General features: G+C 64.6%; 10 protein-coding genes. 7 read left to right on the forward strand and 3 right to left on the reverse strand.

The annotated features are described in order from the left end of the window. Nucleotides 1-23 precede the first annotated feature (23 nt). Genes R2834_05675 through R2834_05705 form a run of 7 tightly spaced genes read left to right on the forward strand, consistent with a single transcriptional unit; the run spans nucleotide 24 to nucleotide 13,101 of the window. The gene (locus R2834_05675; protein MEZ4699798.1) at nucleotides 24-2,456 is read left to right on the forward strand and encodes an ABC transporter permease; all 2,433 of its coding nucleotides are present in this window, start codon (nucleotides 24-26) and stop codon (nucleotides 2,454-2,456) included. A 38-nt stretch (nucleotides 2,457-2,494) separates the two neighbouring features. Next, nucleotides 2,495-4,867 (forward strand): ABC transporter permease, encoded by a 2,373-nt coding sequence (locus R2834_05680; GenBank protein MEZ4699799.1) that lies wholly within the window; start codon nucleotides 2,495-2,497, stop codon nucleotides 4,865-4,867. Between the two features lie 27 nt (nucleotides 4,868-4,894). Continuing rightward, nucleotides 4,895-7,231: an ABC transporter permease gene (locus R2834_05685; protein MEZ4699800.1), complete on the forward strand. Its 2,337-nt coding sequence runs from the start codon at nucleotides 4,895-4,897 to the stop codon at nucleotides 7,229-7,231. A 27-nt stretch (nucleotides 7,232-7,258) separates the two neighbouring features. Further along, nucleotides 7,259-9,652 carry an FtsX-like permease family protein gene (locus R2834_05690; protein ID MEZ4699801.1) on the forward strand — a complete coding sequence of 798 codons (2,394 nt, stop codon included), beginning with the start codon at nucleotides 7,259-7,261 and terminating at the stop codon, nucleotides 9,650-9,652. Between the two features lie 23 nt (nucleotides 9,653-9,675). Beyond that, complete coding sequence (locus R2834_05695) at nucleotides 9,676-12,102, forward strand: ABC transporter permease (protein ID MEZ4699802.1); 2,427 nt, start codon at nucleotides 9,676-9,678, stop codon at nucleotides 12,100-12,102. Nucleotides 12,103-12,123: 21 nt separating this feature from the next. Then, the gene (locus tag R2834_05700; GenBank protein ID MEZ4699803.1) at nucleotides 12,124-12,390 is read left to right on the forward strand and encodes a hypothetical protein; all 267 of its coding nucleotides are present in this window, start codon (nucleotides 12,124-12,126) and stop codon (nucleotides 12,388-12,390) included. Between the two features lie 30 nt (nucleotides 12,391-12,420). Then, nucleotides 12,421-13,101, forward strand: coding sequence for an ABC transporter ATP-binding protein (locus R2834_05705; protein ID MEZ4699804.1), 681 nt, complete (start codon nucleotides 12,421-12,423; stop codon nucleotides 13,099-13,101). A gap of 93 nt (nucleotides 13,102-13,194) precedes the next feature. Here R2834_05705 and acnA read toward each other — a convergent pair whose 3' ends face one another. From acnA to R2834_05720, 3 genes are all read right to left on the reverse strand, one after another. Beyond that, complete coding sequence (acnA, locus tag R2834_05710; protein MEZ4699805.1) at nucleotides 13,195-15,930, reverse strand: aconitate hydratase AcnA; 2,736 nt, start codon at nucleotides 15,928-15,930, stop codon at nucleotides 13,195-13,197. A 158-nt stretch (nucleotides 15,931-16,088) separates the two neighbouring features. After that, nucleotides 16,089-16,412, reverse strand: coding sequence for a type II toxin-antitoxin system PemK/MazF family toxin (locus R2834_05715; GenBank protein MEZ4699806.1), 324 nt, complete (start codon nucleotides 16,410-16,412; stop codon nucleotides 16,089-16,091). Continuing rightward, nucleotides 16,399-16,629, reverse strand: coding sequence for a hypothetical protein (locus tag R2834_05720; GenBank protein ID MEZ4699807.1), 231 nt, complete (start codon nucleotides 16,627-16,629; stop codon nucleotides 16,399-16,401). The genes R2834_05715 and R2834_05720 overlap by 14 nt, the downstream gene beginning before the upstream one ends. Nucleotides 16,630-16,695 lie beyond the last annotated feature (66 nt).

Consider the following 16,695-nt stretch of genomic DNA (forward strand, 5'->3'; position numbering starts at 1 on the left):
GCGCCACCATCCTCTCCGCGATCATGCTGAAAAACTACCTCAAGATCACGCTCCGAAACCTGCGCCGGCAGAAAGGTTACGCGTTCATCAACATCGCCGGCCTGGCGATCGGCGTGGCCTGCTGCCTGCTGCTGTTTCTGTTCATTCAGTACGAGGCCGGCTTCGATACCTCCCATGCGAAACGGGATCGGATCTACCGGGTGCTCCACCGGGAAACGATGCCGGATGGCGGGCTGTACTATCGGGTCCTTCAGTTCCCCGAGACCGCTCCCGGCGTGGCCGAACAGGTACCCGGCATCGAGAGCTATACCCGGCTGGTGCGCAACAACTTCCTGGTACGGCAGGATCTGGAGTCCAACGTCGAGCCGTTTTTTTACGCGGACTCGACGGTGTTCGATGTATTCACGCTGCCCTTCGTCGCCGGCGACCCCGCGCGCAGCCTGCGCAATCCGGAGTCGGCGGTCATCAGCGAGCGCATCGCCACGAAGTACTTTGGGACGATGGATCTCGCCTCGGTCGTCGGCCAGCGGCTGCAGGTATTGACGCAGAACGGGCCGAGCGACTTCGTGGTGGACGGCGTGATGCGCGACATGCCGGCGCAGTCCAGTCTCCAGATGGACATCCTCATCCCGTTCGCGCAATATCCGAATTTCGGCATGGGCGCCAATAACTGGGGCGGGCGGGCCTCCACCTATCTGTTGCTGGAGGAGGGGCAGGACCCCGCCGCCGTGGAGGCCGCGTTCGTTCCGCTGGTGCGATCGACGTTCGCCGATTTCATCGAACGGCGCCGCGAAGCCGGCTACCTGGCCGATGGCGACGACGCGTTCCGCCTCGTGCTCCAGCCGCTCGTGCGTCTGCATTTCCAGCCCGAGATCGTGAGCATCTACGAACAAGCGACGCATAACCCGCTTTATTCGTGGGCGATGGGCGGCATCGGCCTGCTCGTGTTGCTCATCGCGTGCATCAACTTCATGACGCTCGCCATCGGCCGTTCGTCGAGCCGGTCGCGCGAGGTGGGCGTCCGCAAGGTGCTCGGCGCCCGACGGGGGCAGCTCGCGCAGCAGTTCCTGGGCGAGGCCGCCGTGATGAGCGCCGCCGCGGTGGCCCTGGCGGTGATTCTGTGCTGGGCGGCGCTGCCGCTCTTCAAGTCGCTCACCGGCCTGCCGCTCACGATGCAGCCCCTGGCGACGCCGGCGTCGGTCGGTGCCCTGCTCCTGCTGGCCGCGGCGATCGGGCTGCTCGCCGGGAGTTACCCCACCTTCGTCCTGAGCGCCTTCAAACCCATCAACGCGCTGAAAGGGGAGGCGCGCGTGGGCGGACGCGTGCGGCTCACGCGGGGCCTGGTCGTCTTTCAGTATGCCCTCGCCATCGCGTTGATGATCGCGACCACGATCATGACGCGGCAGCTCAATTACCTCCGTCACAAGGATCTCGGGTTTGACAGCGAGCAGGTGGTCGTGCTCAATACCTTCGATTTCTCGGAGCAGTCCATCCAGACCGTCGAGTCGTTCAAGCAGGCGCTCGCCGGCCGGCCCGAAATCGTATCGGCCGCCGGCGCCGGGTATTCGTTTACGCGGAGCTACGATACCGTCTCGTGGCAGGAGCCGGACGGGACGCCCCGCGCATCGGCCCGGCTGCGCGTGGACTACGAGTACCTCGACACCGCCGGCATGGAGCTCGTCGCCGGCCGGAATTTTTCCCGCGACTACCCCTCCGATCCCACGCATGCGGCGATCGTCAACGAGAGTTTTGCGAAAGCCTTCGGTTGGGATCAGCCCATCGGTCAACGCCTCCTCGGGTACAACGACGACGAGGGAGCCGAGCCGCTCACCGTGATCGGCGTGGTCAAGGATTATCACTCGCGCTCGCTGCACGAGCCCATCGGACCCTCGTTCTGGCACATGACGCCATCGTACGGCTTCGGCAACGTGCTGGTCCGCGTCCGCCCCGGGCGCGTGACCGAGGCGCTGCAAACGATCGAGGACACCTGGAAAGCCGTGTCGCCGGACCACCCGTTCAGCTTCTTTTTCCTGGATGACGACGTGCAGCAGCAGTATGCGGCGGAGCGCCGGTGGGGGCAGATCGTGGGGTATTCGACGCTGTTCGCCATCCTCATCGCGTCGATGGGGCTGGTGGGTCTCGCTGCGCTGGCGGCATCGCGGCGGACGAAGGAGATCGGCGTACGCAAGGTGCTGGGCGCGAGCGTGCCGGCGCTGGTCGGGCTCCTCTCCAGGGATTTTCTGAAGCTGGTGGCGCTCGCGACCGTGATCGCGTGGCCGATCGCCTTTTTTGGCATGCGGCGCTGGCTCGAGACGTTCGCGTACCGGTCCGACATGAACGCCGGCATCTTCCTGCTGGTAGGGCTCGCCGCCGTGCTCATCGCCTTCCTCGCCATCGCCTACCAGGCCATCCGCGCGGCGATCGCCGACCCCGTGAAAAGCCTCCGCTACGAATAGGGCGCTCCCGCCCGCGCACGATTCCACTGCCCGATATCATGCTGAAAAACTACCTCAAGATCGCCCTGCGCACGATGGCGCAGCAGAAGCTGTACAGCGGCCTGAACGTGTTCGGGCTGGCGCTGGGTATCGCGTCGTTTCTGCTCATCTACTTCTTTATCCAGTTCGAACTGAGCCACGACCGGTTTCACCCCGGGGCGGATGACGTCTACCGCATCATCGAACGACAGCCCAACAATGTCTTCATGGGCAACGACCGGTTCGCCGTCACGCCGGCGCCGCTCGCGCGGACGCTCGAGGCGGACTTCCCGCAGGTGCTCCATGCGACCTCCGTCGCAAATATCGGGGTGCTGCTCGGCACCGACGACGCGAATTTTATGGAAGACGGCATCTGGGCGGATTCCAGCTTCTTCGACGTGCTGCCGTTCCCGATGCTGCGGGGCGATGCCGCGACCGCCCTCCGAGGGCCCGATGGGATGGTGCTCTCGGCTACGCTCGCGAAGCGCCTCTTCGGCGAGGAAGACCCCCTCGGTCAGACCCTCGACGTCCGGACCTGGTCCGGCGTGCAGCCGTTCACCGTCTCGGCCGTGATGGAGGACGTGCCTGAAAATGCCCACTTCACGTTCGACTTCGTGCTTCCCATCCACGCGAACGACAATTATGTCGGAAGCCTGACCCGTTGGACCAACAACTCCTACGTGACGTATTTCCGCCTGCAGACCGGGAGCGATTCGGAGGCCCTGCAGACGGCCATGCCCGACTTCGTGCTGCGGCATGTGGGCGCGGAGCAGGCGCACAACTACGAATACATCGTCGAGGCGCTGACGGATATCCATCTGTATTCGAATGCCAATTTCGATCTCGGTCAGTCGGGAGACATTCGCTATGTCTATCTCTTCGGCGCCATCGGGCTGGTTATCCTGTTGCTGGCCTGCATCAATTACATGAACCTGGCGATCGCCCGATCCATCAAGCGCGCGCGGGAAGTGGGGCTGCGCCAGGCCATCGGGGCGCGACGAGGGCAGCTCATCGTGCAGTTCATCAGCGAATCCGTGTTGATGGCTTTTGTCGCGCTCGTGCTCGGGATCCTGCTGGCGCGGTACGGAACGCCCGTGTTCGGGGCCCTCGTGGATCGACCGATCGCCATCGCGTGGGATCAGCCCTTGCTGTATCCCGTGCTGCTGGCGTTGATGATCTTTGTCGGTCTCGTTTCCGGCAGCTACCCGGCCTTTTACATGGCGAAGCTGCGGCCCATCCAGACCCTCAAAGGCAGCGTCAGCGGGGGGCCGGACCGATCCCGGTTGCAGCGCATGCTGATCGTGGTGCAATACACCGCGTCGATCGTGCTCATCGCCGGCAGCCTGGTCATCTACCGGCAACTGCAGTACATCCAGAACTTGGACGTCGGCTACAACCGCGAGCAGGTCGTCAGCCTGCCGATCTACGATAGCGGGCTGCGGCAGCAGTCCGACGTCCTGATCGAGACCCTGCGCCGCCATCCCAACGTGCGCTCGGTGACCACCGTGAGCAGCCTCCCCACCAACATCGAATCGTCGAACGGCGTGCAGGCGTGGGAAGGGCACGAAGGCGACGCGGAGTTGACCGTTTATCAGGCCAACGTGACCTACGATTTCTTCGATGTGTTCGAGATTCCCATCGTCGCCGGCCGGCGATTCACGCCCGACTTCACCAGCGACTCGCTGCAGGCCATCATCCTGAACGAAACGGCCGTAGCCGCGCTCGGCTGGACGCCCGAAACGGCCGTCGGCAAGCGGTTCACGGACGACGGGCAGGTGATCGGCGTGATGAAAGACTTCCACCTGCACTCGCTCCACCTGCCGATAGCGCCGATGATGGTGCGGATGAGCGGCAACTGGTACAACCGCGTGGCGGTCCGCATCGCCCCGACCGACATCCCGGCAACCCTGGCGTTCATCACGTCGACCCTCGACACCTTCACGGACTACCCGGTCGAGTACACCTTCCTGGACGACGACTTCGACGCGCTGTACCGCTCGGAACGCCGGCTCGGCCAGACCTTCAGCTACTTCACGCTGATCGCCGTGCTCATCGCCTCGCTGGGCCTGTTCGGCCTCGCGGCGTACGCGACCGAGCGGCGCTCGAAAGAGATCGGCATCCGGAAGGTCCTCGGGGCGTCGGTCTCCAACCTGGTGTCGCTGCTCTCGCGGGAGTTCATCGCGCTCGTGGTCGTCGCGTTCGCCGTCGCGATTCCGGTGGCGTACTTCACGATGGAGCGCTGGCTCGACAGCTTTGCCTACCGCATGCCGCTGGGGATGGGCGTGTTTCTGGCCGCCGGCGTGCTGGCCATCGCCATCGCCCTGCTGACGGTGATCTACCAGGCGGTCCGCGCCGCCCTCGCGGATCCGGTGGATAGTTTGCGGTATGAATGACCTGCCTCCTTCCAAACCGCCAATCCCATGCTGAATAACTACCTCAAGATCGCCTTCCGCCAGCTCTGGCGGCATCGCGGCCAGACGGTCATCAACATGGCTGGCCTGGCGCTCGGGATGGCGTGTTGCCTGCTCATCGCACGGTACATCCAGGACGACCTGAGCTTCGACCGATTCAACGCGCACGCGGCCGACATCTACCGCGTGCATGTGCGCGACGACAACGAAGTGACGCCGACCATCGTCGCTCCGCTCGCTGTTCGCGCCATTCCCGGTGTCGAGGCGGCTGCGCGGCTGTACAATATCGGAAGCTTCCAGGATGTTGTCGTCCGCCGTGGCGATCGGCAATTTCTCGAGTCGCGATTCTTCTATGCGGATTCGTCGGTTTTCGATGTGTTCACCTTTCCGCTGCAAGCCGGCGTCGTCGGCCTGGCGCTCAACAGGCCGAACACCGTCGTGCTCACCGCGCCGATGGCCGAGAAGTATTTTGGCGACGAGGACCCGGTAGGACAGCGGCTGACCATCGGTTCGCGCGAGTACGAAGTGACCGGCGTGCTGGCACCGATACCGGAAACGTCCCATCTTCAATTCGATTTCCTCGGTTCCTTTGCCACCACGCACTGGGCGACGGAGGAGATATGGGGGAGCGCCAATTTTCTGACCTACCTCCGGCTGCGCCCCGGTACCGATCCGCAACGGGTGCAGGCTACCCTGGATAACCTGGTCGCCGAAGCCCGCGAAGCCGGTGAGGTCGAGCCCGACTACCGGCTGGGCCTGCAGCCGTTGCTCGGCATTTATCTCGACGTGGAAGGGCATCGCACGTACGTCTACCTGTTGGGGACGATCGGGTTGTTGCTTCTCGTGATCGCCAGCGTGAACTATGTCAACCTGTCGACCGCGCGCGCCGCCTACAGAGCCCGGGAAGTGGGCATCCGCAAGGTCGCCGGCGCGAATCGCAACCAGTTGTTCTGGCAGTTCCTTGGCGAGTCGATGGTGCTGGCAACGCTCTCCCTCGCGCTGGGTGTCGCTCTCGCCGCCGCCTGCATGCCGACCTTCAACGGGATCGCCGGCAAGAACCTGACCCTCTGGGGCAACGCCGCCACCTGGGCTGCCATGGTGGGTGTCGTGGTGGTTGTCGGTGTCGCGGGCGGGAGCTATCCGGCACTGCTGCTTGCTTCGTTCAAGCCGGCGGGAATCCTCAAACGGGCCGTTTCTAGCAGTGGAAGCGGATGGCTTCGTCGCGGGCTGGTCATCTTTCAATTTGCAGCGACGGTCGTGCTCCTGGTGGCGACCGTCGTGGTGAGCGGTCAGCTTCGTTTCGTACAGACGGCGGATCTGGGGTTTGACAGAGAACACGTGGTCGCATTGCCCATCCCGGTCGGCGACCCGGCCACGCAGCGCGCGTACGAACCGATGCGCGAGGCGATGCTGCAACTTCGATCGGTTGCCGGCGTGGCCGCGGTAAATCATCTCCCGGGATACCAGCGTGGCGGCTATGGCCTGCGTATCGAAGGGGGTGACGAAACGATCGCGATCGGTGGCGTGCCGTCCGACGCCCATGTCGTAGAGACGCTGGGGTTGCATCTGGTGGCCGGCCCGGGTTTGCGTCCGGTACGATCGGATTCGATCACCTCGGGATCTTATCAATATCTGCTGAACGAGAAGGCGGTGCAGGCCGCCGGATGGACGCCAGATGAAGCCATCGGCAAACGGGTCGCCCTGTCCGGGAATCGGTGGGGTACGGTGGCCGGCGTGATTGCGGATTATCACTACCTCTCGTTGCGAGAGACGATCGAGCCGCTCGCGTATTTCGTCGAGCCCTGGGGGTGCAACTTCATCGTGGTCCGCATCGCCCCTGGAAGCACGGCAGACGCGCTGGCCGGCATCGAGGCCGCCTGGACCACCTGGATGCCGGATCGTCCGTTTGCGTTCTCGTTTCTCGATGCAGAGCTGGAGAAACTCTACCGGAGCGAAGAGCGGGCGGGCCAGGTGTTCGGCCTATCGTCGATCCTTGCGGTGCTCATCGCGTGCATGGGGCTCTTCGGATTGGCCGCCTTCAGCGCCGCCCGACGGACGAAGGAAATCGGCATCAGGAAAGTACTGGGCGCCAGTGTGGCGCAGCTGGTGGTGCTTATGTCGAGCGAGTTTTCGCTGCTGGTCGCGGCCAGTTTTTGCCTCGGCGCTCCGGTGGCCTACCTGTTAATGCGACAGTGGCTCAAGGCCTTCGCCTACCAGATCCCCCTGTCGTGGACGCTTTTCGCGGCGGTGGGCGCCGGCGTGCTCCTCCTCGCCGGGCTCACCGTGTCCTACCAGGCAATCCGGACTGCCCTCGCCGATCCGGTGGAAAGTTTGCGTTACGAATAACCTGCCTCCTTCCAATCCGTCAATGCCATGCTGAATAACTACCTCAAGATCGCCCTCCGCCAGCTCTGGCGGTATCGCGGCTTCTCGCTGCTCAATGGGGCGGGACTCACGATCGGCATGGCTGCGTGCCTGTTGCTGGTGATGTATGTGCGGTTCGAAGCCGGCTACGACCGCTACGCGCCGCACTACGAACGGGTGTACCGGGTGGCGACCGACGAAACCGCCGCCGGCGAGCCCGAGCGGTCGGCGATGACCGCGGCGCCCATCGCGCCCTTCCTGGTCGAGGCCGTGCCCGACATCGAGGCGGCGAGCCGGCTTTATGCGGGCGACTTCGAGTTTGAGCGGGGCGACGCGATAGTTCAGGAAAAGCAGGTGTTTTTTGCGGATTCGACCGTGTTCGATGTGCTCGGGCTTTCCCTGCTGCAGGGGGACCCCGCCTCGGTATTCGATGAACCGTTCAGCATCGTCATGACGCCCGCCGCGGCGGCGCGTTATTTCGGCGACGAAGATCCCGTCGGGCAGACCATCCGCGTCAATGGGGCGGTCGACGCGCGGGTAACGGGGATCCTGAATCCGCTGCCGGCCCAGTCGCACCTCGCTTTCCAGATCCTCGGGAGCATGTCCAGCGTCGAGGCCATGCAGGGGTGGCTGTTCGACAACTGGGTGTCCGGGCAGTTCTACACGTACGTCCGGGCGCGCGCCGGCACGGAGCGGCAGCGCCTGGAGACGGCCATCAACGAGACGCTGCAGCGACGCCCCGAGTTTGCCGGCATCGAGGCGTCGTGGAAGTTCGCGCTGGCGCTCGAGCCGGTGTCGGACATCTACCTGACGTCCGACCGGACGCAGCAGGCCGGCCCGACCGGCTCGGCCACGCAACTCTCGATTCTGAGTCTGATCGGCGTGTTCATCCTCGTGCTCGCCTGCGTCAACTTTGTCAACCTGAGTACGGCGCGGGCGATGGTTCGGGCGCGCGAGGTGGGGGTCCGGAAAGCCGTCGGGGCCCAGCGGAGCCACGTCGCCGCCCAGTTTCTGATGGAGTCGCTGGTGCTGAGCCTGCTCAGCCTGGGGATGGCCGTCGCGGTCGTCTGGGCGGTGCTGCCGGCCTTCAGCGGCTACCTGGGCAAGCCGCTCATGCCCGCCGTCGGCGACCTGCCCTGGATCGTCGCCGTGCTCGGCCTGCTCTGGGTGGTCGTCGGGCTCGCGGCCGGCAGTTATCCGGCCTTTTATCTGGCCGCTTTTAAACCCCTCCACGTGCTCAAGGGCGAGCCGGCAACCCGCAGGGGCCGGCTGCGTCAGGGCCTCGTCGTCCTGCAGTTTGCGGTATCCGTCACCCTCATCGTCGTCACCGCCATCATCTTCGCCCAGGTCAACTTTCTGAACACGTACGATCCCGGCTTCCGGCGGGAGCATATGATCGTGGTGCCGTTCGGACAGGATGCGGCGATCGGCTCGCAGCTCGCGGCGGTGCGGTCGGCGCTGCTGGAGCAGCCGGGCGTCGAGGCGCTGACGGCCTCGTCGGAATCGCCGGCGGCGAGCATGCGCGAGGGCAACTGGCTGATGAGCGTCGAAACGGCCGACGGTACGCTGGCGGAAACTGCGATGGCGCATCTGCTGGTCGACGACCAGTTTCTGGATGTGTACGATATCGAGGTGGTGGCGGGACGCGGGTTCGGGTCCGACTTCGTATCCGACAGCTCGGGGGCGCTCATCGTGAACGAGGCGGCCGTGGCGCAGCTCGGGTTTTTGCGCCCCGAGGAGGCGATCGGCCGGCGATTCGATGCCTGGCCCAGCGGCGGTCACATCGTGGGCGTCGTGCGCTCCTTCAACTTCCGCTCGCTGCGTCAGGCCGTGCAGCCGCTGGCGCTGCGGGTCATCCCGGATCAGTTCGATGTCCTGACGATCCGGATGGCGACCGGCGATCTCGCCGGCACGCTCCAGCGCATCGAGGACGTCTGGCAATCCTTCGGGCCGCGTCTGCCCTTCAGTTACCAGTTTCTGGACGATGCCGGCGCGGCGGTGTACCGGTCCGAACGCCAGCTCGGTCAGGTCCTGGCCGGGTTCAGCCTGCTCGCCATCGTGATCGCCTGTCTCGGGCTGTTCGGCCTGGCGGCCTTCTCCGCGAGCCGGCGTACGAAGGAGATCGGCATCCGCAAGGTGCTCGGCGCCTCGGCGGCGCACCTGGTCGGGCTGTTGACGCGCGACATGCTGGCGCTCGTGGTCGTCGCGGCGTGTGTAGCCGGGCCGATCGCCTTCGCCATTTCGGACGCCTGGCTGGGGCAGTTTGCTTATCGCCTGTCCGGCGTCGCCGTGTATTACGTGCTCGCGGGCGGACTGGCGCTGGTCATCGCCGCCCTGACGATCGGCGGGCAGGCGCTCGCGGTCGCCTTGCGCGATCCCGTCACCAGTCTCCGCTACGAATAGGGCGACTTTATATCCCCAATATCATGCTGAAAAACTACCTGCATACCACCCTGCGCAATCTCTGGCGCCACAAGGGCTACGCCGCCATCAACGTCGTCGGCCTCAGCGTCGGCATCGCCTGCAGTCTGCTCATCATGCTTTTCGTGCGCTCCGAGTGGACGTACGATCGCTTCCACGAAAAATCGGATCGCATCTACCGGGCCTGGGTCCACGAGTCGTACGGTGAGGGGCAGGAGTTCTTCAACAGCGTCACGCCCATGCCGCTTGGGCCGGCCATTGCCGAGACGTATCCGGAGGTGGAGGCCTATGTGCGCTACACCGTGTTCGACAATCTGGTGCGGCCGGGCGCGAATACGCTCACGGAGTCCATTCAACTCGTCGATGCCGCCTTTTTCGAGGTGTTCGATTTCCCCCTCGTCGCCGGCGAGCGGTCGCAGGCGCTCGACGGGTTGAACGATGTCGTGCTCTCCGAAAGCGCGGCGAGGCGGCTGTTCGGCGAGGGGGCTGCCCTCGGGAAAACGCTCGACATACGGATCGGCGACGAGACCTTCGAGCCGTTCGTCGTGTCCGCCGTCGCCGCCGATCCGCCCCCCAACAGTTCGATCCAGTACGGCGTGGTGCTGCGGTTCGAAAACGGGACCGGCCGGCGGTGGAGCGAACGCGCCCTCCAGGCGTGGTTCAACGTGTCGCCCGAGACGTACCTGCTGCTGAAGCCCGGCACCGACGCCGACGCGTTTCAGGCGAAGCTGCCGGCGATGGTCAATACGGTCCTGGGCGACGAGGTGCAGCCGGGGCAATACGTAGTGGGGCTCCAGCCGATCGCCGACATCCACCTCAATACGGCCATCCCCCAGGGCATCGCGCCGGTGAGCGATCCGGCCTATTCCTACATCCTCGCGACCATCGCGTTTTTTGTGCTCCTCATCGCCTGCATCAACTTCACGATACTCGCCATCGGCCGGTCGGCCCGGCGGGCGACCGAGGTGGGGATCCGCAAGGCCGTCGGCGCCAACAGGAGCCAGTTGATGCTCCAGTTCTGGGGGGAAACCCTCCTGCTCACGGCGATCACGATGGGCGTCGGGTTCGCGCTCGCCTGGCTGGCGATGCCGTTCTTCAACGCCCTCGCCGGCCAGCGCCTGGCGATCCGGCTGGACGGCGGGCTCATCGCCATAGCGACCGGACTGTTCCTGAGCGTGGGGTTGTTATCCGGGGCCTATCCGGCTGTCGTCATGTCCGAGTACCGGCCGATCCAGGTGCTCAAGGGGGCGGTGGCGGCGGGCCGGCAGGGGAACGTGTTGCGCAAGGGGCTGATCGCCGTGCAGTTTGTGCTTTCGATAGCGCTGATCGCCAGCACCCTCGTGATCCGCTCCCAACTTCAGTATGTGCAGACGCGCGATCTGGGGTTCGATCGGGAACAGGTGGTGGTCGTCGAGACCGGCGTGCCGCCCGAAGTCGGGGCGCCGCTGGTCGAGCGGATGCGGAACGAACTCGCCGGCGATCCCGCCGTCGTGCGTATCGGGAGTTCCCAGTACGCGTTCGCGAGCGGGGCCTGGCTGGAACTGGGATACCGCGCCAATGACGGCCGTTTCCGGGAGTTCAACGTCAACGTGGTCGACCCCGAATACATCGACGCGATGGGGATGGAGATGACGACGGGCCGCAACTTCTCGCTCGATATCCCATCCGACGCCAACCAGGCCATCATCGTCAACGAGGCGTTTGTCGCGGCGTACGGGTGGGACGATCCCCTCACGGCCCAGTTGCCGGGCCCGTTCGGGCCCCATCGCATCATCGGCGTCGTGCGGGACTTCAATTTTGCGTCGTTGCACACCGAGGTGACGCCCCTGGCGCTCGTCCTCAATCTGGATATGCTGGACGAGGGCGCGTCCGATCATAGCGCCGGCCAGTCGCCTCAGCCCAAGATCGCGATTCGCATCCGGCCGGGAGACCTCCGGGATCGGGTCGATCGGATCGAACGCGCCTGGAATACGGTGGCGCCGGGGCAGGATTTTGTGTATTCCTTTCTGGACCAGACGCTCCAGCGTCAGTACGTGCAGGAAGAGCGGCTGGGGAGGATGGTAGGCATCGCGTCGTTGCTGGCCGTATTGATCGCCTGTCTGGGCCTGTTCGGGCTGGCGACGCTCACGGTCTCCCGGCGGACCAAGGAACTCGGCATCCGGAAGGTGCTCGGCGCGTCGTCGGCCGGGCTGGTCGCGCTGATCGCGAACGAGTTCGTCGTGCTCGTCGCGGTGTCGTTCGTGATCGCGACGCCGGTCGCCACGTGGGCGATGCGGCGGTGGCTCGACGGATTCGCGTATCGCGTGGATATCTCGCCGGCGCTATTTGTCGCGGCCGGCGCGCTCGTCCTGGTCGTCGCGCTGTTGACGGTCAGCTTCCAGGCGATCCGCGCCGCCCTGGCCGACCCGGTAGACAGCATCCGCTACGAATAGGTATCATCATCCGACAAGACCATGAAAGAGATCTGCGTACACTTGCCCGCGCTCGAACCCGAGCAAACCGTCGAAGTCGAAGTTCGCGTCGATGGGAAACGCCATATCATGCACTACCGTGTCGAGGCCTTCGATTGTACGACGCAGTCCCCCGAGGAGTCGCGCATCGAGCGGCTTCGCCATCAGATTTTGTCGTACGATACCGGGTGGGAGCTGGTCCAGATCGGCGCCTCCCATGCCCGTGTCATCCCGGTCATGTTTCGCCAGCGCGAGACGCCGGCCGCCTGAACGCTTCCTCTTATCTCAACCCCGAATACCGTGCTCCAACTCAAAGGCATCACCAAGGCATACCAGCAGGGCTTTACGCGCCACTTCATCCTGCGGAACATCGATCTGGACATCGAGGAACGCGCGTTCGTCAGCATCATGGGGCCCTCGGGCGCCGGCAAGTCGTCGCTGCTGCACATCATCGGCATGCTCGACGACCCGTCGGAAGGCGCTTACCTGTTTGACGGCCAGCCGGTGCACGGGATGAACGAGAAACAGCGCACGGCGCTGCATCGCGAGCAGATCGGGTTCGTCTTCCAGGCCTACCACCTCATCGACGATCTGACGGTCTACGAAAATCTGGAGACGCCGCTGCTGTACAAGAAGATGAAGGGCGGCGAACGGAAGGCCCGCGTGGCCGAGATGCTGGATCGGTTCAACATCGTGGCGAAGAAGGATCTCTTCCCCAATCAGCTCTCGGGGGGCCAGCAACAGCTGGTCGCCATCGCGCGGGCGCTCATCATCGAGCCCCGCCTCATCCTGGCGGACGAGCCCACCGGCAACCTGCATTCCAACCAGGCGCAGGAGGTGATGGAGACGCTCAAGGCCCTGAACGACGAAGGGGTCACCATCATCCAGGTGACGCACAACGAGCAGCTCGCCGGCTACGGCACCCGGGTCGTCGAACTGGTGGACGGCCGGATCGAACGAGACTACGCGCCGGCGTCGTGATGACATCGGTCATTGGTCACTGGACATCGGTCACTGGACCTCGGTCAGGGGTGATTAGAGGGTGCTCCAATGACCAATGACCAGTGACCCTCCCTACGCCCCCGCCATCGCCCGATTCAGGAAATTCCGCAGCACGTAGTGCAGGATGCCGCCGTTGCGGTAATAATCCACCTCGACGGGGGTGTCCAGCCGGCACGTCGTCGTAAACGTCACCTTCGACCCGTCGGCCCGGGTGGCGGTCACCACGATGTCCTGGCGCGGCTTGACGTCGTCCGTCACCGGGACGTCGAACGTTTCCGTGCCGTCCAGCCCGTAGGTCACGTAGCTCTCGCCCTCCTTGAACTGGAGCGGAAGGACGCCCATGCCGATCAGGTTGGAGCGATGGATGCGCTCGAAGCTTTCGGCGATGACGGCCTTGACGCCGAGCAGGATCGTGCCTTTGGCAGCCCAGTCGCGGCTCGAGCCCATCCCGTAGTCCTTGCCGGCGAAGATGACCAGCGGCGTGCCGTCGGCCTGGTACTTCATCGAGGCGTCGTAGATGGACAGCGTCTCACCCGTGGGCAGGTATCTGGTGATGCCGCCTTCCGTGCCGGGGAGCAGCTTGTTTTTGATGCGGATGTTGGCGAAGGTGCCACGCATCATCACCTCGTGGTTGCCGCGGCGCGAGCCGAACGAGTTGAAATCGAGGAACGGCACACCGTGTTCGGTGAGGTACTTGCCGGCCGGCCCGTCCGGCTTGATCGCGCCGGCGGGGGAGATGTGGTCGGTGGTTGTGGAGTCGCCGAAGATACCCAGCACCCGCGCGCCGCCGATCGGCGCGATCGTGGGCGTCTCGCCGGTCAGGTCGTCGAAATACGGCGGCTCCTGGATGTAGGTGGATTCCGTGCTCCATTCGTAGATGGAGCCTTCGGGGATCTTGATCTTGTTCCAGTCCTCGTTCGAGGTCTCGATGCCGTTGTATTCCTTCTCGAACATCGCCGGCGTGAGGTACTGGCTGACGGCGTTCTGGATTTCCTTGCTCGTCGGCCAGATCTCTTTCAGGTAGACCGGCTTGCCGGCCTTGTCGGTGCCGATCGGGTCCTTCGTGAGGTCGATGTCGACCGTGCCGGCCAGGGCGTAGGCCACGACGAGCGGCGGCGAGGCCAGGAAGTTGGCCTGCACGTTCGGGTGGATGCGGCCCTCGAAGTTGCGGTTGCCCGAGAGCACGCCGGCGGCGATGAGGTTGCCCTCCTTGATCGCCGCGACGACCGGCTCGTTGAGCGGTCCCGAGTTGCCGATGCACGTCGTGCAGCCGTAGCCGACGATGTTGAAGCCGATCTGGTTGAGGTACGGCAGCAGGCCGGCGGCCTCGAGGTAGTCGTGCACGACTTTCGAGCCCGGCGCGAGGCTGGTTTTGACGAACGGCTTGACGGTCAGGCCGCGCTCGACGGCTTTTTTGGCCACGAGGCCGGCGCCGATCATGACCGACGGGTTACTCGTATTCGTGCAGCTCGTGATGGCGGCGATGGCGACATCGCCGTGTTGCATCTCGATCGTCCGTCCCTTGTCGTCCTTGTAGCGGCCTTTTTTCGCCAGCGCCTCGGGGCTGAGGCCGAAGCCCTTGGGGCCCGGCGGCGTGGTGAGCGACGTGGCGAACACCTGCTTCACGTCGGGCAGGGCGATCCGGTCCTGCGGGCGCTTGGGGCCGGAGAGGCTCGGGACGACCGTCGAGAGGTCGAGTTCGAGCGTGTCGACGAACTCGGGGTCCGGCGTGCTGTCCGTCCGGAAAAGGCCCTGCTCTTTGGTGTAACGCTCTACGAGCGTGACGAGGTCGGCGTCGCGGCCCGTGCGGCGGAGGAAGTCGATCGTTTCGCCGTCGATGGGGAAGAAGCCCATCGTGGCGCCGTATTCCGGAGCCATGTTGGCGATGGTGGCGCGGTCCGGCACGGTGAGCCGGCCGAGGCCCGGGCCGAAGAACTCGACGAATTTGCCGACGACGCCGTAGCTGCGGAGCATCTGGGTGACGGTGAGCACGAGGTCCGTCGCCGTGGCCCCCTCGGGCAGCTCGCCCGTGAGGCGGAAGCCCACCACCTCCGGCATGAGCATGTAGACCGGCTGGCCGAGCATGACGGCCTCCGCCTCGATGCCGCCCACGCCCCAGCCGACGACGCCGAGGCCGTTGATCATGGTCGTGTGGCTGTCGGTGCCGACGAGCGAATCCGGGTAGGCGACGACGAGCCCGTCCGCCTCGGGGCGCGTCCATACGGCGCGCGCGACATACTCGAGGTTGACCTGGTGGCAGATGCCCGACGCCGGCGGGACGACGCCGAAGTTGTCGAACGCCTGCTGGCCCCAGCGGAGGAACTCATACCGCTCGGCGTTGCGCTCGAACTCGTATTCCGAGTTGATGCGCAGGGCGTCCGCCATGCCGTAGGCGTCGACCTGCACCGAGTGGTCGATGATCAGGTGTACCGGCACGCCGGGGTTGATTTCGTTGGGGTCGCCGCCGAGGCGGGCCATGGCGGAGCGCATGGCTGCGAGGTCGACGACGGCCGGCACCCCGGTGAAATCCTGCAGGAGCACGCGCGCCGGCATGAACGGGATCTCTTCCTGGGCCGGCGCCTTCGGGTCGTACGTGGCGAGGCGCTCGACATCTTCCCGGGTCACCAGGAAGCCGTCGCACTCGCGGAGGGCCGCTTCGAGCAGCACCTTGATCGAGAAAGGCAGGCGGTTGATGCCCGGAAAGGATTTGGCCAGGCGGTCCAGGCGGTAGATGTAGGCGGAGCCGGAGCCGGTGTCGAAGGTGGCCTTGGCGCCGAAATAGTCCCGTTTGTCAGGCGTGGTGCTCATAGTCTGGGCTGTCGAAAGATGGCGGTCGAGAAGGGCTACTGATACCGGAGGGTAGGGGAATTGTTCGATAATTGCGCGTTCTTCGCAGGGAATTTAGACCCTTCGGGGATTCAAGATCCAAAGGGTCTGGTTTCAGCAGGCTCTGGACTGTCAAACGGTCACGACATCCCGAGCTGAATCCGAATGGCCCGTTCAATGGCCTGCAAATCACCCGGGGAGATCGTTCCTATCCGACTCATGAAGCGCAGCTTGCTGACGGTTGCCAGTTGATCTGCCAGGGCCTTCCCTGTGCGATCACCGACCCGTACATAGGCTTCGCTCGGGTACAGGCGATCGGCGTTTGATGTGATCGGCACCACCTGGACCCGATTCAGGTGTCTGTTCGATGCATCGTTGCTGACGATGACAGCGGGTCGTTTTTTCTGAATTTCACCTCCAACGGATGGGTCGAAGTTCACCCACCACACTTCACCACGTTTCATCGGCAGCGTCGGCTATGTGGGCCTCTGACCAGTCCAGGGCTTCTCGCTCCCGGGATTCGTCTGCAGCCATTTCGGCGTAGGCCGCATCGAGTTCATCCTGGATGACATGCGGACGCAACAGGCGTTCGATGAACTGACTGATATTGCCTGCGCCGACGATGCGGTACAAGCCTTCGTAGACGCTTTCGTCGATCGTGATGGTCAGTTTCTTTTGCATGACGGTACGGATTACACGTGTTGCGCACGTGTGAATTACGAGGTGGTATCGGGGCTGTTCCGCTAA

It is taken from the genome of Rhodothermales bacterium, from assembly GCA_041391505.1.
Classification (GTDB): domain Bacteria; phylum Bacteroidota; class Rhodothermia; order Rhodothermales; family JAHQVL01; genus JAWKNW01.

Excerpts from the sequence above, each read along its gene's own strand:
- R2834_05680 (MEZ4699799.1), top strand. The coding sequence starts at position 2,495 with ATGCTGAAAAACTACCTCAAGATCGCCCTGCGCACGATGGCGCAGCAG.
- acnA (MEZ4699805.1), bottom strand. The coding sequence starts at position 15,930 with ATGAGCACCACGCCTGACAAACGGGACTATTTCGGCGCCAAGGCCACC.
- R2834_05720 (MEZ4699807.1), bottom strand. The coding sequence starts at position 16,629 with ATGCAAAAGAAACTGACCATCACGATCGACGAAAGCGTCTACGAAGGC.
- R2834_05715 (MEZ4699806.1), bottom strand. The coding sequence starts at position 16,412 with ATGAAACGTGGTGAAGTGTGGTGGGTGAACTTCGACCCATCCGTTGGA.
- R2834_05685 (MEZ4699800.1), top strand. The coding sequence starts at position 4,895 with ATGCTGAATAACTACCTCAAGATCGCCTTCCGCCAGCTCTGGCGGCAT.
- R2834_05700 (MEZ4699803.1), top strand. The coding sequence starts at position 12,124 with ATGAAAGAGATCTGCGTACACTTGCCCGCGCTCGAACCCGAGCAAACC.
- R2834_05675 (MEZ4699798.1), top strand. The coding sequence starts at position 24 with ATGCTGAAAAACTACCTCAAGATCACGCTCCGAAACCTGCGCCGGCAG.
- R2834_05690 (MEZ4699801.1), top strand. The coding sequence starts at position 7,259 with ATGCTGAATAACTACCTCAAGATCGCCCTCCGCCAGCTCTGGCGGTAT.
- R2834_05695 (MEZ4699802.1), top strand. The coding sequence starts at position 9,676 with ATGCTGAAAAACTACCTGCATACCACCCTGCGCAATCTCTGGCGCCAC.